The sequence below is a fragment of the Haloleucobacter albus genome (assembly GCF_052492075.1).
In genome coordinates this window covers 205092-230743 of record NZ_JBQWAS010000028.1, presented here as the reverse complement: position 1 = coordinate 230743, position 25652 = coordinate 205092, and the positions used below count along the sequence as shown (strand labels likewise).

At 62.9% G+C, this 25652-nt stretch carries 26 protein-coding genes; 13 read left to right on the top strand and 13 right to left on the bottom strand.

The window, feature by feature from the left end; translation table 11 throughout:
* Positions 1-117: 117 nt before the first annotated feature.
* The gene (ubiG, locus tag ACT6QH_RS11030) at positions 118-861 is read left to right on the top strand and encodes a bifunctional 2-polyprenyl-6-hydroxyphenol methylase/3-demethylubiquinol 3-O-methyltransferase UbiG (RefSeq protein ID WP_444974879.1); all 744 of its coding nucleotides are present in this window, start codon (positions 118-120) and stop codon (positions 859-861) included.
* A 26-nt stretch (positions 862-887) separates the two neighbouring features.
* Here ubiG and ACT6QH_RS11025 read toward each other — a convergent pair whose 3' ends face one another.
* On the bottom strand, positions 888-2057 hold the full coding sequence (locus ACT6QH_RS11025; RefSeq protein WP_444974878.1) for a site-2 protease family protein: 1170 nt from the start codon (positions 2055-2057) through the stop codon (positions 888-890).
* A 136-nt stretch (positions 2058-2193) separates the two neighbouring features.
* Between ACT6QH_RS11025 and ACT6QH_RS11020 the strand changes: the two genes are divergently transcribed.
* The 4 genes from ACT6QH_RS11020 to ACT6QH_RS11005 all read left to right on the top strand — a co-directional run bounded on the left by ACT6QH_RS11020 (position 2194) and on the right by ACT6QH_RS11005 (position 5978).
* Entirely contained in the window at positions 2194-2694 is a 501-nt protein-coding gene (locus ACT6QH_RS11020; RefSeq protein WP_444974877.1) for a MarR family winged helix-turn-helix transcriptional regulator, read from the top strand.
* Positions 2695-2856: 162 nt separating this feature from the next.
* Positions 2857-4179 (top strand): multidrug effflux MFS transporter, encoded by a 1323-nt coding sequence (locus ACT6QH_RS11015; RefSeq protein WP_444974876.1) that lies wholly within the window; start codon positions 2857-2859, stop codon positions 4177-4179.
* A 154-nt stretch (positions 4180-4333) separates the two neighbouring features.
* Positions 4334-4804, top strand: coding sequence for an arsenate reductase/protein-tyrosine-phosphatase family protein (locus tag ACT6QH_RS11010; RefSeq protein ID WP_444974875.1), 471 nt, complete (start codon positions 4334-4336; stop codon positions 4802-4804).
* Between the two features lie 103 nt (positions 4805-4907).
* The gene (locus ACT6QH_RS11005; RefSeq protein ID WP_444974874.1) at positions 4908-5978 is read left to right on the top strand and encodes a CHAD domain-containing protein; all 1071 of its coding nucleotides are present in this window, start codon (positions 4908-4910) and stop codon (positions 5976-5978) included.
* Between the two features lie 130 nt (positions 5979-6108).
* Here the strand turns inward: ACT6QH_RS11005 and ACT6QH_RS11000 are convergent, their stop codons facing one another.
* The 3 genes from ACT6QH_RS11000 to olsB form a co-directional block, all read right to left on the bottom strand.
* Positions 6109-6666, bottom strand: a complete 558-nt coding sequence (locus tag ACT6QH_RS11000) for an NADPH-dependent FMN reductase (RefSeq protein ID WP_444974873.1) — start codon at positions 6664-6666, stop codon at positions 6109-6111.
* 98 nt (positions 6667-6764) lie between these two features.
* Positions 6765-7556: an SDR family NAD(P)-dependent oxidoreductase gene (locus ACT6QH_RS10995; protein ID WP_444974872.1), complete on the bottom strand. Its 792-nt coding sequence runs from the start codon at positions 7554-7556 to the stop codon at positions 6765-6767.
* A gap of 160 nt (positions 7557-7716) precedes the next feature.
* On the bottom strand, positions 7717-8682 hold the full coding sequence (gene olsB / locus ACT6QH_RS10990) for a l-ornithine N(alpha)-acyltransferase (protein ID WP_444974871.1): 966 nt from the start codon (positions 8680-8682) through the stop codon (positions 7717-7719).
* A 541-nt stretch (positions 8683-9223) separates the two neighbouring features.
* Between olsB and ACT6QH_RS10985 the strand changes: the two genes are divergently transcribed.
* Positions 9224-9835 (top strand): hypothetical protein, encoded by a 612-nt coding sequence (locus ACT6QH_RS10985; protein WP_444974870.1) that lies wholly within the window; start codon positions 9224-9226, stop codon positions 9833-9835.
* A 91-nt stretch (positions 9836-9926) separates the two neighbouring features.
* Here the strand turns inward: ACT6QH_RS10985 and ACT6QH_RS10980 are convergent, their stop codons facing one another.
* On the bottom strand, positions 9927-11459 hold the full coding sequence (locus tag ACT6QH_RS10980) for a YifB family Mg chelatase-like AAA ATPase (protein ID WP_444974869.1): 1533 nt from the start codon (positions 11457-11459) through the stop codon (positions 9927-9929).
* Between the two features lie 155 nt (positions 11460-11614).
* Here ACT6QH_RS10980 and ACT6QH_RS10975 point away from each other — a divergent pair, with 155 nt between their 5' ends.
* Positions 11615-12409, top strand: a complete 795-nt coding sequence (locus tag ACT6QH_RS10975) for a class I SAM-dependent methyltransferase (RefSeq protein ID WP_444974868.1) — start codon at positions 11615-11617, stop codon at positions 12407-12409.
* A gap of 6 nt (positions 12410-12415) precedes the next feature.
* Here ACT6QH_RS10975 and ACT6QH_RS10970 read toward each other — a convergent pair whose 3' ends face one another.
* The 7 genes from ACT6QH_RS10970 to ACT6QH_RS10940 all read right to left on the bottom strand — a co-directional run bounded on the left by ACT6QH_RS10970 (position 12416) and on the right by ACT6QH_RS10940 (position 17773).
* Entirely contained in the window at positions 12416-12727 is a 312-nt protein-coding gene (locus ACT6QH_RS10970; protein WP_444974867.1) for a polyhydroxyalkanoic acid system family protein, read from the bottom strand.
* Positions 12728-12801: 74 nt separating this feature from the next.
* The gene (locus ACT6QH_RS10965; protein ID WP_444974866.1) at positions 12802-13308 is read right to left on the bottom strand and encodes a PepSY domain-containing protein; all 507 of its coding nucleotides are present in this window, start codon (positions 13306-13308) and stop codon (positions 12802-12804) included.
* A 131-nt stretch (positions 13309-13439) separates the two neighbouring features.
* Positions 13440-14384, bottom strand: coding sequence for a glutathione synthase (gene gshB / locus ACT6QH_RS10960; RefSeq protein WP_444974865.1), 945 nt, complete (start codon positions 14382-14384; stop codon positions 13440-13442).
* 47 nt (positions 14385-14431) lie between these two features.
* A complete protein-coding gene (locus ACT6QH_RS10955) occupies positions 14432-14872 on the bottom strand; it encodes a YraN family protein (RefSeq protein ID WP_444974864.1) in 441 nt (146 codons plus the stop codon).
* Positions 14865-15845: a 16S rRNA (cytidine(1402)-2'-O)-methyltransferase gene (gene rsmI, locus ACT6QH_RS10950; RefSeq protein WP_444974863.1), complete on the bottom strand. Its 981-nt coding sequence runs from the start codon at positions 15843-15845 to the stop codon at positions 14865-14867. Before rsmI ends, ACT6QH_RS10955 begins: the two co-directional genes overlap by 8 nt.
* 107 nt (positions 15846-15952) lie before the next feature.
* The gene (locus ACT6QH_RS10945; RefSeq protein WP_444974862.1) at positions 15953-16978 is read right to left on the bottom strand and encodes a hypothetical protein; all 1026 of its coding nucleotides are present in this window, start codon (positions 16976-16978) and stop codon (positions 15953-15955) included.
* A gap of 174 nt (positions 16979-17152) precedes the next feature.
* The gene (locus ACT6QH_RS10940) at positions 17153-17773 is read right to left on the bottom strand and encodes an alpha-ketoglutarate-dependent dioxygenase AlkB family protein (RefSeq protein WP_444974861.1); all 621 of its coding nucleotides are present in this window, start codon (positions 17771-17773) and stop codon (positions 17153-17155) included.
* Positions 17774-17977: 204 nt separating this feature from the next.
* Between ACT6QH_RS10940 and ACT6QH_RS10935 the strand changes: the two genes are divergently transcribed.
* Positions 17978-18400, top strand: coding sequence for a VOC family protein (locus ACT6QH_RS10935; RefSeq protein WP_444974860.1), 423 nt, complete (start codon positions 17978-17980; stop codon positions 18398-18400).
* Positions 18401-18508: 108 nt separating this feature from the next.
* On the opposite strand, the gene pncA is transcribed toward ACT6QH_RS10935, so the two are convergent.
* Positions 18509-19159, bottom strand: coding sequence for a bifunctional nicotinamidase/pyrazinamidase (pncA, locus tag ACT6QH_RS10930; protein WP_444975145.1), 651 nt, complete (start codon positions 19157-19159; stop codon positions 18509-18511).
* A 266-nt stretch (positions 19160-19425) separates the two neighbouring features.
* Between pncA and dnaK the strand changes: the two genes are divergently transcribed.
* From dnaK to dapB, 5 genes are all read left to right on the top strand, one after another.
* Positions 19426-21333: a molecular chaperone DnaK gene (gene dnaK, locus ACT6QH_RS10925; protein ID WP_444974859.1), complete on the top strand. Its 1908-nt coding sequence runs from the start codon at positions 19426-19428 to the stop codon at positions 21331-21333.
* Between the two features lie 407 nt (positions 21334-21740).
* Complete coding sequence (gene dnaJ / locus ACT6QH_RS10920; RefSeq protein WP_444974858.1) at positions 21741-22895, top strand: molecular chaperone DnaJ; 1155 nt, start codon at positions 21741-21743, stop codon at positions 22893-22895.
* A gap of 285 nt (positions 22896-23180) precedes the next feature.
* Positions 23181-23783 (top strand): class I SAM-dependent methyltransferase, encoded by a 603-nt coding sequence (locus ACT6QH_RS10915; protein ID WP_444974857.1) that lies wholly within the window; start codon positions 23181-23183, stop codon positions 23781-23783.
* Positions 23784-23898: 115 nt separating this feature from the next.
* The gene (pyrF, locus tag ACT6QH_RS10910) at positions 23899-24609 is read left to right on the top strand and encodes an orotidine-5'-phosphate decarboxylase (RefSeq protein ID WP_444974856.1); all 711 of its coding nucleotides are present in this window, start codon (positions 23899-23901) and stop codon (positions 24607-24609) included.
* A 208-nt stretch (positions 24610-24817) separates the two neighbouring features.
* Complete coding sequence (gene dapB / locus ACT6QH_RS10905) at positions 24818-25633, top strand: 4-hydroxy-tetrahydrodipicolinate reductase (protein WP_444974855.1); 816 nt, start codon at positions 24818-24820, stop codon at positions 25631-25633.
* The last annotated feature ends 19 nt before the right edge of the window (positions 25634-25652 follow it).

Genomic DNA, 25652 nt, shown 5'->3' with positions numbered 1-25652 from the left:
CGGGGGCCGGGCTCCCGCCTTTATTCATGCGCAGCCTGTTGCACAACTGGTCTGCCGGGAATGGCTTGTTCGCGCGGCGGCGCGCGGCTACATCTGGCACATGACAAGGAGGCCGCCATGCCCGTGAGCCATGCCACCGTTGACCCTGAAGAAGTTGCCCGTTTCAACGCGCTGGGAAAGCAGTGGTGGGATGAGAAGGGCAAGATGGCCCCTCTCCACGCCATGAACCCTTCGCGCCTCGCCTTTGTGCGGGATGCGCTGGTGCGCCATTTCGGGCGGGAGGGGCACAGCATGCGCCCGCTCGCCGGCCTGCGGGTGGTGGATGTGGGCTGTGGCGGCGGGTTGCTGAGCGAGCCCATGGCGCGCATGGGGGCCTCTGTCACCGGGATTGATCCGGCGCCGCGCAATATCGAGGTGGCCCGCAACCATGCCGAAGGGCAGGGGCTGGGTATCGAATATCTGCCTGTCACCGCGGAAGAACTGGCCGTGCGTGGCGCGCGCTTCAATGCGGTTGTGGCGCTGGAAGTGGTGGAGCATGTGGCGGATGTCGCCACCTTCATCCGCACCCTTGGCACGCTGGTGGATGAGGGCGGGGTGCTGGTGCTCTCCACGCTCAACCGTACGGCCAAGAGCTTTGCTCTCGCCATTGTGGGGGCGGAATATGTGCTGCGCTGGCTGCCGCCGGGCACCCATAACTGGGAAAAGTTCATCACCCCGGAGGAGCTGGAGGCGAGCCTCGCCGCTGCCGGCTATGAGGCCAAGGAGCGGGCCGGGCTGGTCTATAATCCGCTCAACGGCCAGTTCAGCCTCTCGGATGATCTGGCCGTGAATTATTTCATGGTGGCTCGCAAGGCCGGATGAAGCAATGCCGGATGCAGGCCTTTGGCCTACAGCATCCGGTCTGGCCCGGTTCCGGCGTCAGAATTGATCCTGCGGCCTGATGCCGGCCCGGTTGGTCCACCGCGCCGGCTTTCTCCACGACGCGGACGGGCGGCGTGGAGCATCATCAGTTCACCGACATTTTCCGGGGTCAGCAGGCCCACCAGTGCGCCCTGACCATCCACCACCCCCATGGCCGGGGCCTGACGGGCGGTGAGCTGCTTCAGCGCCACGCCCAGCGGGGCGCGGTCCGGTATGCGCGGCACATCCTTCAGCATTACCTCGACCACCGGCGTTTGCGGCCCCTGCGCCTTCAGCGCCTGTATCATCACATCACGAGTCAGCACGCCGCGCAGATGGCCGGCCCCATCCACCACCGGAAATTCCTTCTGCGAGGTGCGGATCAGCGCGTCAGCGGCGTCATCCACCGTGGATTGCGGGGTGAGGCGCTCGAATTGGGTAATCATCGCATCGGAGACGAGCAGCCCGCGTGAGGCGTCCTTCAACTGTTCCTGCCCGGCTTCCCCGGAGGCCGCGAGGAAGACGAACACGGCAATGATGATGAGCATGGGGCTGTAGAAAATCCCCAGTAGCCCCAGCGCAATCGCAAAGCCCTGGCCGATGGAGGCCGCCGTGGCCGTGGCCTGGCTGTGGCCCATCCTCATGGCCAGCAGCGCCCGCAGAACCCGCCCGCCATCCATGGGAAAGGCGGGGATGAGGTTGAACAGCACCAGAAACACATTCGCGCCCGCCAGCTTCACCAGCATGGAGGTGCCGGGGTCTTCGATTTTGGTGAGGTCATCCACATTCACTGTGGCTCCCAGCCAGATGAACAGCAGGGCCGCAATGGCCACATTCACCGCCGGGCCGGCCAGCGCCACCACCAGTTCCTCGGAGGGCTTTTCGGGCATGCGTTCAAGGCTGGCGATGCCGCCAAAGGGCCACAGGGTGATATCGGGCGTCTTCACACCATAATGACGCGCCGCGAAGGCGTGGCCCAGCTCGTGCAGCATCACGCAGCCGAACAGCAGCGCCACGAACAATACGCCCTGCCATGCCTCATTGGCCCCGCCAGACTGGTAATAGGCCGCCCAGATCCACACCAGAAACAGCAAAAAGGTGACATGGATGCGGATGGCGGTGCCGCCAATGCGTCCGATGGTGAGTGACCACGCCATATTGTTCTCCCCCGGCAATCCCTGACTGATACAGCATGTGAGCGGGGGCACAATATGGCGGGGCCCGTGCGGGCCGCCCCGGCCGGGGTGGCGTCTCTTGATGATAAGGTCAGCTTATTATATAAGTGACATTGAAATGGAACCGAAACACCCGCATACACACCCCACCCTCACCACGGAAGCCGGGCAGGAGCCCCCCATGCTGGGCTTCATGCTGGTGGAGGCCGCGCGTCTTTATCGCGCCCGGATGGATCTGGTGTTTGAGCGCGCTGGCCTCGGCCTCACGGCGGGGGAGGCGCGCACTCTGGTTTATGTGAACCGTTATCCCGGCCTGCGCCAATGCGTGCTGGCGGAGAAGATGAATGTGGAGCCCATGACGCTGGTGGGCTTTCTGGACAAGCTGGAAAAGCGCGACCTCGTCGCCCGCCAGGTGGACCCGAGGGACAGGCGCGCCAAGGTTGTCACTCTCACACCGGCTGCGCGTCCCTATCTGGAACAGGTTCTGGACATGACAACCAGCGCTCGGGCCGAGGCTCTGGAAGGGCTGAGCCCGGCGGATCAGGACATGCTTGTCCGCATTTTGCAGCAGATCAGCGGCAATCTTGCGCGGCCCGCGCGAGAAAGGGCGAGATCGTAAGGGGAAGCCATGAGGACGGCGGTGCAGGCATTGCGCGACAAGGCGCCATCTTCTCCTTCAAAGGGGGCTTCTGCCCGCCGGGCCGGTCAAAAGGCTCCGACAGGTCAAAAGGCATCGGCGGGGCAGCCGGGAGGTGCCGGTGGCGGGGTGCCCACGCCCCTCATGTCCGAAATGCGCGTGGCGGTGATTGCGGCTGCGCTGGTCACGATCGGGCCGGTGACGCTTTCCATGTACACGCCGGCCATGCCGACGCTGGTGGAGGCTTTCGGCACCACGCAGAATATGGTGAAGGCGACCCTCACGGTGTTCTTCCTTGGCTATGCCTTCTCGCAACTGGTGTGCGGGCCGCTTTCGGATGCCTTTGGCCGCAAGCCGGTGGCGCTGGGTTTTTTCGGCACCTATCTGGCCGGCAGCCTTGTGGCGGTTACGGCCACATCCATGGAATGGCTGATTGCCGGGCGGCTGTTGCAGGGCGTGGGTTGTGCGGCGGGCATCGCCATATCACGCGCCATTGTGCGCGATCAGTATGTGGGCCAGGCTTCGGCGCGGATCATGAATCTCGTCGGCACCATGCTGGCTATCGCACCGGCGGTTTCTCCCACCATTGGGGGGCTGCTGCTGGGGGTGGTGAGCTGGCATGGTATCTTCGCCCTGATGTGTCTTTACGGGCTGTTTCTGGTGCTGGTTCTGGTGCTGATGGTGCCGGAAACCAATCGCAACAAGAATGCCGCCCTGATGCGCCCGGTGGAAATCATCCGCAGCTATGGGCAGTTGCTGGCGGATCGTAGCTTCATGCGTGCGGGGCTGGTGATTGGCGCGACGCTGGGCGGCATCTACACCATGGCCTCTCTGGTGCCCTTCGTTCTGATCGACACGGTGGGGCTGAGCCCGGTGCAGTTCGGCATGGCCATGCTGATGCAGACCGGAGCCTTCATGGGCGGCACGCTGGTGACAGGCCGTTTGCTGCGCAGATATGGCGCGATGCAGCTTGTGCTGCCGGCACTGGTGCTGGTGCTGTGCGGGGCCGCAGGGCTGGGAGTTGGCCTGCGGGTGGTGGAGCCCTCCGTTCTTTCGGTGATGGGGGCCATTGCCCTGTGGGCCTTCGGGGTGGCCATGCTGATGCCCGGTTGCACCACGGCGGCGCTGGCCAATTTTCCACATATTGCCGGCGCGGCCTCCGCGCTCACCGGCTTCATGCAGATTGGCGGCGGCATGTGCGGCACCTTCGCGGCCCTGCTGTTTCCAACCCCGTTGGCGGCATTGATGACCCTGCTGCCCATCATGTGCCTGATCGCGCTGGCGGCTTATGGATTGCTGCGCCCGCTTTCCAGTGGGCAGGAGGGAGAGGGTGCGGCCACGGCCGGCCCTCTTATGGATGCGACCGATCTGGAACTGGCGGCAGATCCGCTGGGCGTGGTGGGGGCGGCTGGCGATGAAATCGAAGCCGGTACTTTCCGTCGGAATGAAAAACAACAGATGAATTGAGGTTTTCGGCCAGAAAGGTGAATGGGGCGAAGAAAACATGGCGCCCATCCACAATGGTCGCAAAGTGTCATCTCTCCGTTGAGAGAGGGCCCTATGGTCCGCGCCGAACGAAGCGGGCGAAGGTGCGCCGATGTCTTCGAGAGGCTTTTGAACCATGATCGGGCGACATTCCATCCTTTTTCTGTGCCGGGACAATGCCGGTATCAGCCTGATGGCTGAAGCCATTGCTATGCATGTTTCCGCGCGGCTGAACCTGAATTTGCGAGCCTTCAGCGCAGCGGCCGGCCAGACTGCGCCGGTAGATGTGGTGGCGCTGGAATGTTTGCATGAGGCCGGCGTGCCGGCCGATGGACTATCTTCCAAGCCTCTGGAATTGTTTGCACTTTCCGGTGCGCCACGGGTGGATGTCGTGGTGCCGCTGGTCAAGGGGGCGCACCATGTGTCAACAGGTCATCCTTGGTTGCATCGTTTGCGGTTGCGGGCCATGCGGTTTGAAGATGCGGCGCTGATGGCGGACGCTCATGCGCGCCGGCTGGCCTATCGCAATCTTCTGCCTGCGCTGCGACAGGCGATTCTGGAACTGGCTCCTCTGGAAGGGGCGGGTATGGCCCAGGCCGCGGCCTGAACGGTGAAGGGGCCGGCTTGCGGCCTTGTTCTGTACTGTTTTGTGCGGTTTGATGAAGATGGACAGGGCCGGCAGTGTCCCGCCGCAGAAAAAGGGGTGCAGCATGTCCAAGAAGAAAAACAAATCTGACGGGAAGAAGAGCCGGGTGATAGATCAATCCACCACTGTTGTGACTGCGCCGCCACTGGTGTGCGCTCTGACTGCTGTGCTTGATAAAGTTCGAGCAGCTCAGCTTGATCCTGATGCGGTGGAAATGGTGCATGATGCCCGCAAGGCGATGAAGGAATATCGTGCCTTGCTGCGGCTCATTCCGGGGCAGGATGCGCGACAGGCGCGCCATGAAGTGGCCGCCGCCGCCCGCGGCCTTGCCCATGCGCGAGACCGGGCAACCGCGCAGGAGGCCTTGCAGATGCTGCAACAGGCCGGTCTGGCCCGCGAGGAAGATATCGCCCTGGCGCAGAAGGCCATCGGGGCGGACCATGACGACGCTCAGGAGGCAGATCACCTGCGGGAATTGCTGCGCATCTTCCTGGAAGATGCCGATGCGCGTCTGGCCATGGGGCTGGCCCGGCAAGCGGCTGAGGCGGATCTGGTCTCAGGTTTGCGGCGGGCTTATCGTGCTGCCCGCAAGGCTGATTTCGCAGAGGACAAGGAGACAGGTCGCGCTGCTCCCCATGCTATGCATGAGGCGCGCAAGCGGGTGGTGACGCATCGCTACCAGATGAGCTTCGTGGCGGCGTGGTTCGGTGGCAAGGGCTCAAAGCGGGCCATTCGCGCCCAACGTCTGCGCGACGCATTGGGAGCTTATCAGGATATTGAAACCCTGCGCCCTCTGCTGGATGCTGTGCGGGCAGATGTGCCGGAAGGCACGCTCGCACGTCTGGAGCGGGCCATGAAGCGCTTGCAGAAGAGGCTGGAGAAGCAGGCGCGCAAGCAGCATGCGCGGCTATTCCGTCGTTCTTCCCGTGGTTTTGCCCAGCATATTCAGCCGTTGGGCACACCGACACCCCCGCCGCGCATACGCACTGCGGCGGATTGGCATGTGCTGCCGGCGGAGGCGATGGAGGTGCTGCCGGCGGAGGAGATGGACGCGTTGCCGGCGGAGCCGGGTGATGGCGAGCTGGAGAAGCCCTTGCCTGATGCGGATGGAACGCCGGATACAGGGCGGGAATAAGCCCGCGCTGTTGGTCTGGTCTTCGCGGATATCAGCTGGATCATTGGGCCTGAAAGATGGAAGCCGATACTTTTTCACCGGCTTCCGTCATGTTGTTTTTTCCGTTTAAGCTGGCGGGCCAACCCTGAGCTTATTGCGGGCGGGTTCGCTCGGTCCAATCGGCGAAACTGTCGATTATGGTCTTGAGGAAGCTCCGCATATTGTCCTGTTTTACTTTGCCTTCGGCATCCAGCGCATCATTCACATGGCCGATATAGGCTTCCGGCTGTTGCATCACCGGCATATCCAGAAACACCAGAGACTGGCGCAGATGGTGGTTTGCGCCGAACCCGCCCATGCCTCCCGGTGAAACGCTGACAATGGCGCAGGGCTTCTTGCTCCAAACGCTGTGCCCATAGGGGCGGGAGCCAACATCCAGCGCGTTTTTCAAAGAGGCGGGTACGGAACGGTTATATTCCGGGGTCACGAACAGCACCGCATCCATCTGTGCAACCTCTTCGCGGAAGCGCTGCCAAGGGGCGAGGGGCGTAGCCTCATCCAGATCCGGATTATAGAGCGGCAGATCACCCGTTTCGATGATGTTCAGCTCAAGTTGCGGGGGCGCGAGTTCTTTCAGGGCCAAAGCAATGGCGCGGCTGAAAGCCCCTTTGCGGAGGCTTCCGACGATAACGGCAATGCGGAGAGACATGGAAAAACTCCTGATTGTCCGTGATGGTGATTTGATCTTCTGGCAAGGCGCATCTTCTGTCACCAGAAAATGGCAGGCTCTTCAGGTCTTCTCTGGAGTCAGAGGCTGTCCACGACGCCGCCATCCACACGCAGGGCCGCGCCTGTGGTGGCAGAAGCCTGGGGCGAGCAGGCATAGCTCACCATATGGGCGACCTCTTCCACCGTGGCCGCGCGGCGGATGATGGAGGAGGGGCGGTTCGCCATCACGAATGCGGCGGCCACTTCTTCCAGTGATTTTCCGGTCTTTTCCGCTTCGGGTGCAAGCATCGCGGCCAGCCCTTCCGAAAGGGTGGGGCCGGGTAAAACGGCATTTACGGTCACTCCCGTGCCGGCCATCCGTTTGGCCAGCCCGCGCGAGATGGAGAGAAGGGCTGTTTTTGTGAAGCCGTAATGGATCATGTCCGCCGGAATGTTGAGGGCGGATTCGGAGGAGATGAAAACCACCCGGCCCCAGCCCTCCTGCGCCATGCCCGGCAAATAGGTGCGCGACAGCCGCACGCCGGACATGACATTCACCTCAAAGAAGCGGCTCCACTCTTCATCCGGCGTTTCAAAGAAATCTTGCGGGCCATAAATGCCGAGATTGTTCACCAGAATATCACAGGCAGGATGCGCCTTCACCAGCGCGGCGCAGCCTTCCGCATGGCCCAGATCGCCGACATGGCCATGGATCTGCGCCCCCGGCACATGTTCAAGAATGGCTGCGCCTGCCCGTTCGACAGAAGTGGAACTGCGGCCATTCACCACCACGGTTGCGCCGCAGGCCGCCAGCTCCCGCGCACAGGCCAGCCCGATACCCGCCGTGGAGCCGGTCACGATGGCGCGTTTGCCGGAAAGGTTGATTTGCATGGTGTTCCTCCCTCTGCACAGGCGGATTCATGTGCGAGCATCAGCATGCGGCCTGCTCGCCATCATGCCCCGCGCCATCAGATAAGCACAGCATGTGCTGAAGGCGCGAGGGGTATCCTGTTATCTGGCCTGTGCGGAGGAGGGGGCTGGGGGGCTGTGTTCAGATGGCGTGTCGATTGGCCGAAGCGCCGAAATGCTCCACATAGCGGGAGCTGAGCGCTGAAACCGGCAGGATGATGAGCACATCCGTGGTGCCAAACTGATAATCGACAACCGCGCCATCGCCCACATGGCCGCCCAGCCGCAGATAGCCCTTCACCATGGGTGGCAGTTTCAGGAAGGCTGCCTTGGGAGAAATCTGGTCCTTCGGCATGCGGTTCATGTCCACATAGCGATTATCCACCGCGCGGGCGCGCCATTCTTCCGGTGCCAGAGCATTGTGGTGGAGGAAGGAAAGGGGCAGGGCCAAGGCGTCCGGGTCTGTACCTTCAAGGCTGGCGCAACCGAACATGGCCTCGATCTTGTTGCGCAGCACATAGGTCCAAATGCCGTGCCACAGCAGTTCCACCGTGCGTTTGTTGCGGTGGGATTTCAGCACGCAGGAGCGGCCCAGTTCCAGAAACCGCACATGCGGGTGGGTGGCGATGACGCTGTTCACGTCAAATTCGCTCTGGGTGTAGAAACCGCCATGGCGCATGGCCATATCCTGCCGCAACAGGCGATAGGTGCCGACCACCTTTGGACGCTGGCGGCCCAGAACCATTTTGCCGGCGTCATAATCCAGCACGAGAAGATGTTCGCAAATGGCGTCGAAGCTATCCATGTCGCGCCGGGTCAGGCGGGCGGTTGCATCCGGCTGGGCTGACATTTCCTCATAGAAAACCTGATAGCGCAGTTTCTGCGCGCGGCGCACATCACGGGCACTGCGGGCCAGACGCACCTCAAGCGGCCCGATCCGCCCGAGAACCAGAGATTCCTCGTGAGATGGCAGGGCGGCGCGATGACGAATGCCGGAATAAGCTCGCAGATCTTCCACCAGCTTGCGCGGTGCGCTCAATGCGGGCTGCACGAGCACGGGCGGTTCATAAGCATAGGCGAGGGCGGCATCATTGCGAAAGGGAGACATGGTGCGCGCATCCTCCAGCGGGGCGGCAGTGTTCAGCAAGGGTTGGCGGGCAGCATTCTCATGCCTGCCATTGAGGTGTGACCTTGAAGAGGGCACAGGAGCGGGATGAGTCTGCATGGGTGGTGCGCCATATGCGCCCTCCGGGCTGGAAGGCATGTGATCGAAGCCTTTCATGCAACGATCCCTTCCCCGCTGCTATGGAAGATCCCTGCCATCTCCACACCGCCCCAACCTTGCTGGTTTTTCCGCATTCTTTCTGGCCGTCTGCGGCGTCGCTTCAAAGCATCGCCCTACGGAACGGCACGATGCGGGAAGAGCCCGCTCTTGCCGACATGAACCTATCAAACACCATAGTTTTCATACGCCATTGTGACAATGCCCCTAGGTGATGTCCGCCCATGACGGGGCGCTTGAACAGTCTGTGTGCTTTGCCGGCAACTCATCTTTTGTTGTCAGGCTCTTCAGGAGCATGCAGTTTATCTGCCGGCAAGTGCTTCGACAGATTGCCATCCAGGCAGGTCCAGCTTGCCGATTGGGGGACATGATGAACAAAGCGCAGAAGCTTCTGATTGCGGGTTGCGTGGCCGCCTTGGCCGGGCTGGGGGCTGTGCAGGGGGCCTTGGCCCAGACCATGCCATCTCCGGCCGAGACGGATGTGGTGATTTTCGGTGATATTGGCGCGGTGAAGGTGCTGACCTATCCGGCGCGCTTTGTTTCCGCCAATCTTGAAACCCGCGAGGCGGTGTTTGAAAGTGCTGATGGCAAGCGCTGGGAAATCGTGGTGCCGCCGGGTGTGGCGGATCTTGCCGCCTTGCAGAACAGTGAAAAGTTGACTGTGCGTCTGCTGCCGGCAGTGGTGACGAATATTGCCAAGGCGCAGAGCGGCAAGCCGGGTGAGGTGATGAATCAGACGGTGGTGAATGATGGACTGCCGGGCCTGCCTGAAGGCTATGGCCTGCTGAGCGTGACGTTGACGACCCCTTTCATCGGTATTGAGCCGGAGACGGGCTCCATCACGTTTGAAGGGCCGGATGGTCAGGTGCGCACCATGCGCGTGTTTGACGCCAAGGTTTTGCAGATTCTCAAGACCATGGATCCGGGTGATCTGGCGCAGATCAGCTATATGGAAGGTCTTTCCATCACCACGCCGTGATGCGGGGTTGCAGAAGATCTTGTCTGTTGTGGCCCCATGCCAGTTGTGGCGTGGGGCCGATTGTTGGGCCTGAGAGATTGCGCCGCATTTTTCAGGCTGCCGCGCGTGAGCGTTCCGCAGCGGGGCGATAGGCTAGGGCTTCGGCGAGATGGACGCGCCCCACACCGTCCGCACCGGAAAGATCCGCCAGAGTTCGCGCCACCTTCAGCACACGATGATAGCCGCGCGCTGTCAGCTGCATGGTGTCGGCGGCATCGCGCAGTAAACTGGCCCCACTGTTTTCCAGCCGGGCGGCCTCTTCCAGCAGTGGGCCGGAGGCTTCGGCATTGGTGCGCACATCCGGCCGGCCCAGAGCAGCATAGCGCTCTGCCTGCACATGGCGCGCTGCCGCCACACGCGCCGCCACGTCTCTGGAGCCTTCGGAGGGGGCGGGCCGCACGAGATCGGCCGCGCTGACGGCCGGTACATCCAGATGAATGTCGATGCGATCCAGAAAGGGGCCGGAGAGGCGGGCCTGATAATCCTCTGCGCAGCGTGCGCCGCGCTTGCATGTGAAGCCGGGCTCGCCCGCTCGTCCACAGCGGCAGGGGTTCATGGCCGCAACAAGCTGAAACCGCGCCGGATAGCTGACCCGGTGATTGGCGCGCGAGATCAGAACCTCGCCCGTTTCCAGCGGTTGGCGCAGCGAATCCAGAACCTGAGGCGAAAATTCGGGCAATTCATCGAGAAACAGCACGCCGTAATGGGCCAGCGAGGCTTCGCCCGGCCGGGCACGTGCGCCGCCTCCTACCATGGCCGCCATGCTGGCGGAATGATGCGGTGCGCGGAAGGGGCGCTGGCTTACCAGTGCGCCATCGCGGATAGCCCCGGCTACCGAGGAGACCATGGAAACAGAGAGCATTTCTGCCGGGGACAGAGGTGGCAGAATGGAGGGCAGGCGCTGCGCGAGCATGGATTTGCCTGATCCCGGTGGCCCCACCATGAGCAGATTGTGCCCACCGGCCGCGGCCACCTCCAGCGCGCGCTTCGCGGTTTCCTGCCCTCTCACATCCCGCAGGTCGGGCAGGGCGGCATTTTCGGGGTGGGTCTGTGGGCTGGGGCGCGTGAGAGCCTGTCGATCCGTGAGATGATTGACCAGTTCCAGCAGCGTGGCCGGGGCGAGAATGTCCATATCCGGGCTCGCCCATGCCGCTTCCGCGCCGCAGCCTGCCGGGCAGATCAGCCCATGGCCGCGCGCATTGGCTCCTATGGCCGCCGGCAACGCACCGGTGACGGGTGCGATGGACCCATCCAGCCCCAGCTCTCCCAAAACGGTGAACCCGCCCAGCGTTTCGCCGGGAATGGCCTCAATCGCGGCCATCAGCCCCAAAGCGATGGGCAGATCATAATGAGAGCCTTCCTTCGGCAGATCCGCCGGGGCAAGGTTGATGGTGATGCGTTTGGCGGGCAGCGCCAGACCTGATGCGGAAAGCGCCGCGCGCACCCGCTCGCGCGCCTCGCTCACGGCCTTGTCCGGCAGGCCCACAATGGTGAAGGCAGGCAGGCCGGAGGCCACATGCACCTGCACATCCACGGGGCGCGCCTCCACCCCTTCAAACGCCACCGTCGCGATACGCTGGATCACCACCCGACCCCGTTCTTGCGAAACCGTTTCCTCAGGTAGCGCATTGGTTGTGTTCAGGCAAGAACGAATTGTGAACAAAATAGTTGCGACCGCAGAGAGCGGAGCGTACACCCAAAGAAGTCTATTCATGCCGCATCAGCAAGAGGAGTGCTGAAATGGGTGGTGCATCTTCTGATTCTCCCTCTGCCGCCCAGGCTTTGCACTATCTTGTGGAGCGGCAGTTCGGCCCGCAGGCGCAAGCCTATGTGGCCAGCGCCGTGCATGCGAAGGGGGAGGATCTGGAAGCGCTCGGCATTCTTCTGGAGCAGATGCGCCCGGTCCGTTTTCTGGATCTGGGGTGCGGCGGCGGCCATGTCAGTTTTGCGGCTGCGCCTCATGCGGGGAGCGTGGTGGCTTATGATCTGTCAATGCAGATGCTGCAAGCCGTTGCCTCGGAAGCTCTCCGGCGCGGGCTGGGCCATGTGTCCACGCAACAGGGTGTGGCCGAAGCCCTGCCTTTTGCCGATGAGTCCTTCGACATGCTGGCCTCGCGCTACAGCGCCCATCACTGGCGCGATGTGGCTGCGGGCCTGCGAGAGGCCAGACGGGTGCTCAGGTGCGGTGGTGCGGCCATTTTCATGGATGTAGTTGCACCGGAAATGGCCGTGGCAGACACTTTCTTGCAAGCCGTGGAATTGCTGCGAGACCCCTCCCATGCCCGTGATTACAGCCGTACGGAATGGGAAAGACACGCACAGAACGCCAGCTTCCAGATCAAGTCGGTGACGCCGCGCCGTCTGACGCTGGAATTTTCAAGCTGGGTGGCGCGCATCCGCACGCCGGCCCTTCATGTGGAGGCCATACGCGCTCTGCAACAGGCGGCCAGTGATGAGGTGGTGCGCCATTTCGCGATCCAGCCTGATGGCACCTTCACCGTGGATACGCTCAGCCTTGAACTGCGGGCGGTCTAGCCGGCCTTATTTTTTCTCCAGCATCAACTGGCCTTCCTTGCGCAACATGGGCTCGGCCTTGCGGGCCAGCATGTTGAGCAGTGTGGGCAGTTCCATGCTCAGATGTATGGTGTCTTCCGTCACATCCAGTGTGCCGGTTGCGGTTTTGCCCAGAGCGATAATGCGGAAATCCAGATGGGAAGCGTCCCACTGTTCCTCGGCAATGGTGATGTAGCTGCCGAAGCGGGCGCGCACGGTGGAAAGTCCGGTCTGAATGCGCCGGGTGGCTTCCGCCTGTCCGAGGCGGTGAGGGAGGGAAACCTTGAAAGGGCTGGCCATTTCGGAACCGTAGATATGCGGAACGGGAAGGGCGGGCCGCCATGTTCACGGCCCGCCGGGAGAGGGATGCGGGATCAGTCCGGCTTGGAGCGGGTGATGTCGCCAGTCTCGGGGTTTACCTTCGCGTCCAGATGGCGGCCAGTGCGGTCTGTCAGCTCCACCTCATAACCATTCTGCTCGGTTTCCACCTTGCGGACGATATAGCCCTGCTTTTCCAGCTGGCCGGCAATCTGCGCCACGGTTTTCCATTTTGGATCAGCGGGCTGGTTGGCGCGGCCCTTGGTGCGGCTGCGGAGCAGTTCGCCGGTGGTAGGATTTACCCGGACATCCAGAATATTGCCGTCGCGATCCACCAGCTCTGCCTCATAGCGGTCACGCTCCACTTCGATCTCCAGAACGCGAAAACCGTTTTCTGCGAGATGGGTGGCGATGTCGGACAGGGAGCGCCAGTTCTGAACCTCTCCTGCGGCTTTTTCTGCGGGTGCCATGGCGGGCTGGGCCAGCGCCGGCGCGCACAATGCCGCCGAAAGTGCCAGAGCCATGCAGAAGGTGCGGCGGGGGTGGATCGCAGAAATGTTCACGGTGCGGCTCCTCAGCTTCAGTGGGTCACCTTCCGTCTCACGACGGGCGCGAAAGCAGGCAGACCCGGAAGATATGGGGGCGGCGGCGCGGTCTCGAAAGGGCCGCGCCGCCGGTTTCAATCACCGCAGTTTCAACTGCGGCGCTTGTCCTCGATACGATCCCAGATCTGCGCGGCAATATCGGGGCCGCCCAGGCGCTTGATGGCGCGCAGCCCCGTGGGAGAGGTGACATTGATCTCTGTGAGATAGCCGTCAATCACATCAATCCCGACGAAAATCTGCCCCATCTCGCGCAGGGCCGGGCCGATGCGGGCGCAGATTTCCTTTTCCCGATCGGTGAGGTCGGTGGGGTGGGCCGCCCCGCCGCGCACCATGTTGGAGCGCAAATCGCCCTCGCCGGGTACACGGTTCACCGCGCCGGCGGCCTCGCCATCCACCAGAATGATGCGTTTGTCGCCATGCTTTACCTCCGGCAAAAAGCGCTGCACCACCCATTGTTCGCGGAAGGTGGTGGCGAACAGGTCATAGAGCGAGCCGAAATTGAGGTCATCTGCGGTGAGCCGGAACACCGCCGCGCCGCCATTGCCATAAAGCGGCTTCATCACCACATCGCCGAACTCGGCCCGGAAGGCCTTGATCTCATCCAGATCGCGGGTAATCAGCGTGGGCGGCATCAGGTCTGGAAATTCAGTGACGAAAATCTTTTCCGGGGCATTGCGCACATGGGCGGGGTCATTCACCACCAGCGTTTTCGGGTGGATGCGCTCCAGTAGATGGGTGGCGGTGATATAGGCGAGATCGAAGGGCGGGTCTTGTCGCATCAGCACCACGTCCATCTCATCCAGCGCCATGCGCTGCTTTTCGCCGAGCTGGAAATGCGCGCCGGCTTCATCCCTCACGGCCAGCGGTTCCAGCGTGGCGAACACCTTGCCATCACGCATGGCGAGGCGGTCTGGCGTGTAGTGGAACAGGCTGTGGCCGCGGGCCTGTGCTTCCAGCATCAGGGCGAATGAGGAATCGCCGGCAATGTTGATGGCGGCGATATGGTCCATCTGGACGGCGACCTGAAGCTTCATCTCTCTCTCCGGGCGGATCGGGGCAATAATGGAAAGGGGTAGGGTGTTCAGCCCGTACAGTCGAATGCACCGGGCAGGTGGCGCAAGGCACCATTGCGGGCGATCAGTATGGCGTCAAAGCGCATATCGAGCCCGGACAGTTCCGGCTGGCTGGCGAGGAAACATTCTGCTGCCGCGACAATGCGGCCACGCTGGCGTTGGCTGAGGGATGCGGCCGCCGCATCCACGCTGGTGCGCTGCTTCACCTCGCAGAAGATGAGCAGATCACCCTTGCGGGCGATCAGGTCGATTTCCCCGGCGGGTGTGCGCAGGCGGCGGGCCAGAAGACTGAAGCCTTGCGCGGCGAGAAATGTGCCGGCCTGCTCTTCTCCGGCCAGACCGCGGGCATTGGCGGCGCGACGGGCAGCACGCCTGTTCCGCGCCTGCCGCGCCTCGGGCGTATCCGGTGAGATTCCGGGTTGGCCGGGCGGTGTGGCGGCTTCAGCCATTCTCGGGCTCTGCCGGGGCGGAGGTGGCCTTGCGCCCCTCGGTCAGGGCTAGGGCGCGGGCGTAAACATCCCGCTTGGGGCGTCCTGTCATGGCGGTGACGGCCGCCACCGCATCCTTGAGGGAAGATTGCGCCAAAGCGCGGGTCAGGGCCGCATCCACATCGGCGTCACCCGCTGCTTCTTCCAGTGGCGGGCCGACCACCAGCACGATTTCACCCTTCGGCGCATCGGCTCCGGCATAATGGGCGGCGAGTGTATCCAGTGTCTCGCGCCGAACCTCCTCGAAGGTCTTTGTGAGTTCACGGCAGACAGCGGCGGGGCGGGGGCCCAGCTTCGCCGCCAGATCTGACAGGCTTTCGGCCAGTCGCGGCCCGCTTTCATAAAACACCAGCGTTGCCGGCACATTGGCGAGCGCCGTGATGCGATTGCGTCGCTGCCCGGCCTTGGGGGGCAGAAACCCATCGAACAGGAAGCAATCGGTTGGCAGGCCAGCGGCCACTAGAGCTGCCAGCAGGGCCGATGCGCCCGGCAGAGGGTGTACCTTGTGGCCGGCGCGGGCGGCTTCCACCACCAGCTTGTAACCGGGATCCGACACCAGCGGCGTTCCGGCGTCGGAGATCAGCGCCACGCGCTCCCCGGCCTCCAGCTTCGCCAGCAGGCGCGGGCGGGCGCTGGCTCCATTATGATCGTGATAGGGCACCAGAGGGGTGGAAATGCCATAGCGTTCCAGCAGGCGGCGCGACATGCGTGTGTCTTCGCAGGCGATCACATCCGCGCCGGCCAGTGTTTCCAGCGCGCGAATGGTGATGTCTCCCAGATTGCCAATGGGGGTGGCCACCACATGCAGGCCGGGTGAAAGGGCCGGGGCCTTCACCTGCGTGCCAGCCAGCAGAAAGCTGTTCTGGCCGTCATCTGTGGAGGTGGAAGAGGCAGAATGCCGGGAGGGGGCATGCGACGATGCGGAGGTGCTCATGTGCCTAACATAATCCCCGGACGTGACATTGGAAACGCCCCCCGGATGCCCTGCGGAAAGAATGCGGCCTGTGCGGAAGGGGGCTCCCTTCCGCCGACCTTCGGATTTCAGCGCCCGTCCACCCCGTCACGGATGGCGCGCAGGCGCGGATACAGATCCGGGAAATCATCTTTCCGGGTGATGGCGACCATGCGCAGATGGCCGGTCTGGCCGAAGCGAATCCACTGCACCACCTTCACCGGCTCTCCGGTCTTGGCGTCCACCGCATTGGCCATGATCTCGAAGCTGCGCACCTGATTGATGCGCAGCGGCTCGGCCCGCTCGATGCGTACATCCTTCAGGCCCGGAACTGTGGCCAGGGCGCGGATGGAGAATTGCCGGCGTTCATCTTCTCGCGGTGCGCCGGGGGCGACGGAAATCACGAAATAGGGCTGCTTGGCGCCCTCCAGAATATTATCCGGCCCCTCAGTGAGAATGGCTGTGGTGCCGCCCAGCGTGCGCAGCACCCGGAAGCCGGCCAGATCCTTCATGGTGAAGGGCAGGGCGGCGACCTGATCCTGAGGGGAGCGGAAGGAGAGGGTGGAGAGCGCCGCCCGCACATCCGCATCACTCAGCTTGTCGCCTTCTCCATTGGCTGATTGCACCGTTACCAGAGAGGTGAGCATGTCCGTGCCCACCAGCAGTATCCATTTATGCGCGGTCAGCGGGCCGGCTGTCTGGGTGCCGCTGATGAGCACGGCCTTCGCATCTGGCAGGTTCTTCAGCTTGAAGGGCGTGCGGGAGGTGACGCGGATGCCCTTGGCGGCCAGCGCGGTATCGGTAAAGCCGGCCTCGACCTGCGGATAGGCTTCAGGCGGCAGGTCGACGATGAGAATGGAAGCCTTGAGCTTCTCACTTTCGAAGCCGCTGAACTTGTTGCTTTCCACCATGCCGGCCGGTGGCACCATGCCCACCACCGAGCCGCGTGGATAGGTGATGTCTTCCGCCAGGGCCGGGCTGTTCCACAGCAAACAGGCGCCAAGCGCCACCATCGCCAGCCGGGAAAGGCCGAGACGGATGAGGCCGGAGCGGGTGGTGCAGGGTGCTGCGGAAGCTGAAGAGGCGGTACCGGGCACAGTGGCGCCAGAAAACATGGGCAACTCCGGGTCAGGGCCGGGCTGCGCGCAACCCGACAATATCAAATCACCAGATAAACAATGGCAGTATTGTTGCAAAAACAGGGCGGGGCCGTTTTGTGAGGGCCTGAAAGCTGAATATTTCGCTTTTATCTGATGCGACATGACAGTTCAGGACATTTTCAGACTGTTTCAGTCCACATGAACCCGTCGCAAGGTGAGATTGAAGCGCCCGCCTTCGGCCAGCAGGGTGGATGAGGACGGAAAAATCCGGTCTACTCCGTGAAAAGCCAGCCGGCTGGGGCCGGACAGCACGAAAACATCTCCCGATTCCAGCCGGAAGGATTGGGTTGGTGCGTGCCGCTCCTCTCCGCCCAGACGGAACAGGGCGGTATCCCCCAGCGAGATGGAGAGCACCGGGGCGGTGAGATCATCTTCATCGCGATCCTGATGCAGACTCATGCGGGCATCCGGGCTGTAGTAATTGATGAGGCAGGCTTCCGGCGGGCGGGTTTCCGGCGCGGTGAAGCGTGCCCAGATTTCCAGCAATGTGGCCGGCATAAGAGGCCAGGATTGGCGGGTCTGGGGATGAAAGCTCTGGTAGCGATAACCGGCCGTATCTGAAACCCAGCCCAGTGGCCCGCAATTGCTCATGCGGACGGAGAAGCTCTTGCCGGTGCGCGGCATGGTGGGGGTGAAAAGCGGAGCCTCGGCCAGAATCGCCCGGATCTCTCCCAGAAGCGCTTCCTGCGCCGTCCGGTCCAGTGCGCCGGGAAACCAGAAAGCACCGGGAGCGGGAACAAGGCGCGTCATGCTGGGCTCCATCTGCGGGGCGTCGGGGCGCGGTCTCCGGCAGCCTGCATTTCGCCCGTGTCGTAGAACGGGCGCGCCATGTCACAGGCCTTCTGGATATCGGAACATATTTTCAGGACAGCGCAACACAAAGATGCTCTAAACGCAGCGTGAGCATGAGCCGCGCGGTCTTGAGATGCGCCCGGCCAACTGGGGGAGAGGTCCATGTCTGACGAGGGCGTGATGTCTTATCATGGCAAATTCTACTGGAATGAACTTCTGACCGACGATGTGGAGAAGGCGCTGGCCTTCTACGCGGAAACGCTGGGCTGGACCTTTCAGGAAATGCCCATGGAAGGCGAAGAGGGCTCCTATTTCGTCGCCATGATGGATGATGAACCCGTGGCCGGCCTGATGGACAAGACCGGCATGGTGCCGCCTTCCGTGCCGCCGCACTGGTTCAGCTACATCAATGTGGATGATATTGACGCCCGGCTGGAAAAGCTGGTGGCTGCCGGCGGGCAGGTTCTGCGTGAGCCCTTCGATGTGCCGGGCATTGGGCGCATCGCCATTGTGGCGGATGCCACAGGTGCATCCATGGGCTGGATGACCGCCGAAGAGGGCGATGAGGATGAAGACGAGGACTGAGGGCTCGGCCTTCACTGGCGGGCGATTTGCCGTGCCGGTTCTCTGAAAAGACGCCTCTTGTGCAGCGGGCCCGGAAGGGCCCGCTTTGCATTCACATCACCGGGTATCTCACGCGGCAATATCGTCAAGGCTTACGCGCTTCACTCCGGCCGCCTCCATGCGGGCCCATGCCTGTTCCAGCGAGCCGTTCACATCCAGTCCGCGGCAGCCATCTTCCACCACATGGGTGGAAAAGCCGTGCCGTGCCGCATCTTCCGCCGACCAGCAGACGCAGAAATCCGTCGCCAGTCCCATGATGTAAACATCCGTGATGCCGCGCTCGCGCAGATATCCGGCCAGGCCCGTGGGCGTGGTGCGATCCGCCTCGAAAAAGGCGGAATAGCTGTCAATGCCGGCATGGTGGCCCTTGCGCAAAACAAGCTGGGCATGGGGCACATCCAGCCGGGAGGACAGGCGCGCACCGGGGCTGTCCTGCACGCAATGCTCTGGCCACAGCACCTGTTCGCCATAGGGCAGGGTGATGGTTTCAAACGGGGCCTTGCCGGTATGGCTGCTGGCGAAGGAGATGTGGCCCTCCGGGTGCCAGTCCTGTGTGAGAACAACATTGGGGAAAAAGCGCGCGGCATAATTTGCAACGCCCACAACCTCATGGCCGTTTGGCACAGCCAGCGTGCCGCCGGGCAGGAAGTCCACTTGCAGATCCACAATCAGCAGAACGGCATGGTTGCGGGTTTTTTGCATCTGGACCACCTGCCCCATGCCGGGGATGGAGGTGGCCGTTGTGCCGTTGGTTTCGGGTGTGGCCATGAAAAATGCCCTCGCGCGAGAATGAAAAAGCACAGAACTGCCAGCTAGCATGCCTTGCAGCGCCATATCACCCCCCCTATATCCGCCTCGATCGTCGTGCACACGACGAACCCCAATTTTTGGCAAGGGGGCCGGCAGGCGTGCAGCGGGTGGGGCCCGCTGTCGTCTTCAACGGGTGCTGACATGGCCCGGTCGGTCTGCCGGCAAGGAGAAACTGAATGGCCAAGATCATTGGTATCGACCTGGGCACCACCAACAGCTGCGTTGCGGTGATGGAGGGAACCTCCCCCAAGGTTATCGAAAACGCTGAAGGTGCGCGCACCACGCCGTCCATCGTCGCCTTCACGGAAGATGGCGAGCGTCTCGTGGGCCAGCCCGCAAAGCGCCAGAGCGTCACCAATCCCGAACGCACCATCTTCGCGGTGAAGCGCCTGATCGGTCGTCGCTTTGATGATCCGACCGTGGCGAAGGACAAGGATCTCGTTCCGTACCACATTGTGCGCGCCGACAATGGCGATGCCTGGGTGGAAGCGGACAGCAAGAAATATTCGCCCTCGCAGATTTCCGCCTTCACCCTTCAGAAGATGAAGGAAACCGCGGAAGCCTTCCTCGGCGAGACGGTGGAAAAGGCCGTCATCACGGTTCCGGCCTACTTCAATGACGCCCAGCGTCAGGCCACCAAGGACGCTGGCAAGATCGCCGGTCTTGAGGTGCTGCGCATCATCAATGAGCCGACTGCGGCCGCCCTGGCTTATGGCCTCGACAAGAAGTCGGCCGGCACCATCGCCGTGTATGACCTTGGCGGCGGCACCTTCGACGTCTCCATCCTCGAGATCGGTGACGGCGTGTTCGAGGTGAAGTCCACCAATGGTGACACCTTCCTCGGTGGTGAAGACTTCGACATGCGGCTCGTCTCCTATCTGGCGGACGAGTTCAAGAAGGAGCAGGGCATTGACCTGCGCAACGACAAGCTGGCCTTGCAGCGCCTGAAGGAAGCTGCGGAAAAGGCCAAGATCGAGCTGTCGTCTGCGGCTCAGACCGAAATCAACCTGCCCTTCATCACCGCCGATTCTTCCGGCCCGAAGCATCTGACCATGAAGCTGACCCGCGCCAAGTTCGAGGCGCTGGTGGAAGATCTGGTTCAGCGCACTATCGAGCCCTGCAAGAAGGCGCTGAAGGATGCCGGCCTCACCGCCGGGCAGATCGACGAGGTGGTTCTCGTCGGCGGCATGACCCGCATGCCCAAGGTGCAGGAAGTTGTGAAGCAGTTCTTCGGCAAGGAACCCCACAAGGGCGTCAACCCGGATGAAGTGGTGGCCATCGGCGCCGCGATCCAGGGTGGCGTGCTTCAGGGCGACGTGAAGGATGTGCTGCTGCTCGACGTGACCCCGCTTTCGCTGGGTATTGAGACGCTGGGCGGTGTGTTCACCCGCCTGATCGACCGCAACACCACCATCCCCACCAAGAAGAGCCAGGTGTTCTCCACGGCGGAAGATGGCCAGACGGCGGTGACCATCCGCGTCTTCCAGGGTGAGCGTGAAATGGCTGCGGACAACAAGATCCTCGGCCAGTTTGATCTCGTCGGCATCCCGCCGGCGCCCCGCGGCGTGCCGCAGGTGGAAGTGACCTTCGATATCGACGCCAACGGCATCGTGCAGGTTTCCGCCAAGGACAAGGGCACCGGCAAGGAGCAGCAGATCCGCATTCAGGCTTCCGGCGGCCTCTCTGACGCCGACATCGAGAAGATGGTGCAGGATGCCGAATCCCACGCCGAAGAGGACAAGAAGCGCAAGGCGGCTGTCGAGGCGAAGAACCACGCCGAGGCGCTGATCCACTCCACCGAGAAGGCGCTGTCCGAGCACGGTGACAAGGTGGGCGAGGCTGACAAGGGCGCCATTGAGGCGGCTCTGGCCGAGCTGAAGACCGCGGTGGAAGGCGATGACGCCGAAGCCATCGAGGCCAAGACCCAGGCGCTGGCTCAGGCCTCGCTCAAGCTGGGTGAAGCCATGTATGCGGCTCAGCAGGATGGTGATGAGCCCTCTGCGGATGCCGGCAAGAAGGCGGAAGATGACGTGGTGGACGCTGAGTTCACCGAAGTTGACGACGACAAGAAGAAGTCTTCCTGATTGACGTCTGCTGTCTTGCAGCGCAAAACGCATTGTCTCTCCGGGCTACGGCCCGGAGAGCTTCTGTATATGAGTGATTCGCAGCCGTTCGGGTCACATTGCCAAGGGCCCGGAAATACGCCCGCTCCTGTTTCTGCCTTCGCCCTGATTGCTTCAGGCGTGCGCCGCAGAAAGATGACGGGGATGAGGCCGGCAATGTGCGCAGGTCACAAGGTCCTTTCGGGCGATATGGCGTCGGGTGCCATTTTCGGACCGGATCAGGCTGCTGTTTGAAACCCAACTGCCGGGCCTGTTCTGTGTGCTGCTCCGGGGCCATGCCTCAAGGTGCATCAGGCAGAATGCGTAATGGGCGGCAGAGACCGGGCCGGTGTGCAGGCCGGGCTGGTGGCGACGGATGAAGAGCAACCATGTCCAAGCGTGATTATTACGAAGTTCTCGGGTGCGACCGCGGCGCGGATGAGGTGGTGCTGAAATCCTCCTACCGCAAGCTGGCCATGAAGTGGCACCCGGACAGGAACCAGGACAACCCCGAGGCCGAAATCCGCTTCAAGGAAGTCAATGAGGCCTATGAGGTTCTCAAAGACCCACAAAAGCGCGCGGCCTATGATCGTTTCGGTCATTCGGCCTTCGAGAATGGCGGCGCAGGCGGGCCGGGCGGCCCCGGCTTCGGCAATGATTTTGCCTCCTCATTCGCTGATATCTTTGATGATCTGTTCGGCGGTACAATGGGTCGCGGGCGCGGTGGCGCAGCCGGCGGCGGTGGCCGCGGGCGTGGGGCGGACCTGCGCTACAACATGGATATTACGCTGGAAGAAGCCTTCGCCGGCAAGACGGCGCAGATCAAGATTCCCGCCTCCGTCTCCTGCGAAACCTGCAATGGCACCGGGGCCAAGGCCGGCACCCAGCCCAAGCCTTGCCGCACCTGTGGTGGCGCGGGCAAGATTCGCCATGCTCAGGGCTTCTTCACGCTGGAACGCACCTGCCCTTCATGTCAGGGGCGCGGCAGTGTCATTGAAGATCCGTGCCCGGATTGCGGCGGCGCGGGCCGTGTCACCAAGGAGCGCACGCTCTCGGTGCAGATACCCTCAGGCGTGGAAGATGGCACCCGCATTCGCCTCAGCGGCGAGGGCGAGGCCGGTGTGCGGGGCGGGCCTGCGGGAGATCTGTATATCTTCCTCTCCATCGAGCCTCACCCCTTCTTCCAGCGTGAAGGGGCGGACCTGTATTGCCGTGTGCCCATTTCCATGGTCACGGCGGCACTTGGCGGTTCCGTGGAAGTGCCCACCATCAGCGGTGAGAAATCCAGGGTGAAGATCCCGGAGGGCACCCAGTCCCAGAAGCGCTTCCGTCTGGCTGGCAAGGGCATGCCCATTCTGCGCAGCCATTCTTTTGGCGATATGTATGTGCAGGTGGTGGTGGAAACCCCACAAAAGCTCACCAAGCGCCAGAAGGAATTGCTGGCCGAGTTCGACAAGGAATGTTCGGGCGAGACGCACCCTGAATCAAGCGGCTTCTTCGGCAAGGTGAAGGAGTTCTTCCAGGGGGCGGGCGAGGGCGTCTAGTCTATTGCCGCACAAGCCGCCGGGGGCGCACGCTTGTGCGCTTTCGGGCTGGCTGCGCCAGTGAAGGCGCAAGTCATGTGCATATCTATAATGTGCGCATCTGCCATGCCCTGCTGTCACAACACGGTGTGACGGATGGGTGTATCCCCATGTGACACGCAGGAAGGGTTGCCCGGAAAGGGCCGCTGCCTGTCCTATCGGAATGCGGGAAATCCTTGACCGGGCCTGCATTCCCGTCTATCGCCCAGCTACCCCGGCCATGACCGGGCGATCGAGGTGCCCCTGATGTTGAATGCCCAGGAACCGCGCAGCTCCAGCAAGAAGCCGCGCATCAGCGATCATGTTCGTTTTCTGCATTCCTGGATCACCAACCCTCTGAAGACCGGCGCGGTGTCGCCCTCCAGTCCGGGGCTGGCCCGCATGATGGCGAGCTATCTCGACCCGCATTCCGAAGGACCAGTCATCGAGCTGGGGCCGGGCACCGGGCCGGTGACAAAGGCGCTGCTGGAGCGGGGCTTTGCGCCCGAGCGGCTGTTCCTCATTGAATATAATCCCGAATTCTGCACCCTGCTGCGCCAGCGCTATCCCGGCGTCACGGTCATTCAGGGCGATGCCTATGCGATGGACAAGACGCTGAATGGCTGCCTGCCCAGTCGGGCTGCTGGCGTTATTTCCTCGCTGCCGCTCTTCACCATGCCGGTGGAGGAGCGCCATCGCATGGTGAATGAGGCGTTTGATCTGTGCCATCCGGGTGCACCCTTCGTGCAGTTCACCTATGCGGTGGTGACGCCGGTGCCGCTGGTGCCGGGCAAGATCGAGGGCAAGGTTTCTCCGCGCGTGTGGATGAATGTTCCCCCGGCGCGGGTGTGGGTTTATCACCGTCCCTGAGCTGTTCTGCCGGGATGGGATGATCCTGAATGTTGCGGGCGGGTACGGTCAGCCGTGCCCGCTTTTTCATAAGGTGACGCGCGGGCAACCTGCGGCCGGATGTGAGGAAATGGGCATGAGCGAGAAGCATAACAGGCTGGCGGCGCGTGAGCGCATCATCGTCGCGCTCGATTATCCGCACCCCGATGAGGCCCGCGCGCTGGTGCGCATGCTGGGCGATACGGTGGATTTCTACAAGGTGGGGCTCGAACTCACCATCGCCGGCGGGCTGGAGCTGGTGGATGAGCTGGTACAGGCTGGCCGCAAGGTTTTTCTCGATCTCAAGCTGCATGATATCGGCAATACGGTGGAAAAGGCCACGGCTGCTGCGGCAGCGCGCGGTGTGAGCCTGCTGACCGTGCATGCCTATCCGCAGACCATGGCGGCGGCTGCGCGTGGCGCGGCGGGCTCCGGGCTTCAGGTGCTGGGCGTGACCGTGCTCACCTCTTATGACAATGCGGATCTCTCCTCCGCCGGCTATGCAGCCGGGGTGACGGAAACGGTGCGTCTGCGCGCGGCGCAGGCCCGTGAAAGCGGTATTGCCGGCGTGGTCTGCGCCCCTACTGACGCCACCATGGTCCGCACCATTCTGGGGCCGGACCGGCTGGTGGTGACACCGGGCGTGCGCCCGGCCGGAGCGGCGGTGGGCGACCAGAAGCGTATCGCCACCCCGCACGAGGCAGTGAAATCCGGTGCGGATTATCTGGTGATCGGCCGCCCCATCACTGCGGCGGCAGACCCGCGTGCGGCGGTGGAACAGATCGTGGCGGAGCTGGAAGGGGCCTGAGGCTTTCTTTCGGGGGCATCTTGCACGCGCCATCTTGCAGGCCCATGCCATGTGGGGGTGTGATGGCCCGTCGCCCGTGCTATCGCTCGCAGCAACTTCCGGGCTGGCGAATCATTGCCGGCTGCGGGCCTGATTTTTCCGCAAATGTGCCGCCATGTGAGGCGCTTGCATGCGCGAGCCGAAACGCGGGGCACAGGGAGCAGAACGCATGTCGAAGCTGCGCATCATTATTGCCGGGGCCGGTGGCCGCATGGGCCGCACGCTGATCCGCGCCATTCATGATGATGAAAATCTCACTTTGGCGGGTGCGCTGGAGCATGCCGGCAGCAGCCATCTGGGCGAGGATGCGGGCCTTCTGGCCGGTGTCGGCGCATTGGGCGTCCAGGTTGAGATGCAGGACAGTGCCGTGCTGGCGAATGTGGATGTGGTGATTGATTTCACCTCGCCGGCCGCCACCGTAGCCATGGCGCAGCGCCTCGCCGGTACGGGCATCGCCCATATTATCGGCACCACGGGCTTTTCCGCTGAGGAAAATGCCGCCATCACGGCGGCTGCGGCTCAGGTGGCGATCGTCAAGTCCGGCAATATGAGCCTGGGGGTCAACCTTCTGGCCGCGCTCACTCGCCGGGTTGCGGCCACGCTGGATGAGGATTTCGATATCGAGATCGTCGAGATGCACCACAATCGCAAGGTGGATGCACCCTCCGGCACGGCCCTGTTGCTGGGCGAGGCGGCGGCGGCAGGCCGCGGGGTGGATCTGGAAGCCTGCTCTGATCGCGGGCGTGACGGCATCACCGGGGCGCGCAAGCGCGGCGATATTGGCTTTGCGGCCCTGCGCGGCGGCACGGTGGTGGGCGAACATACGGTGATGTTTGCAGGCCCGGCCGAGCGGATCGAACTGACCCACAAGGCCGAGGATCGCATGATCTTCGCCCGTGGCGCGCTGGCAGCCGCGCGCTGGGCGAAGGGGCGCGCACCGGGCCTCTACACCATGGCCGATGTGCTCGGCCTTGCCGATTTCTGAAAAGACGCCGGGAGTTTTC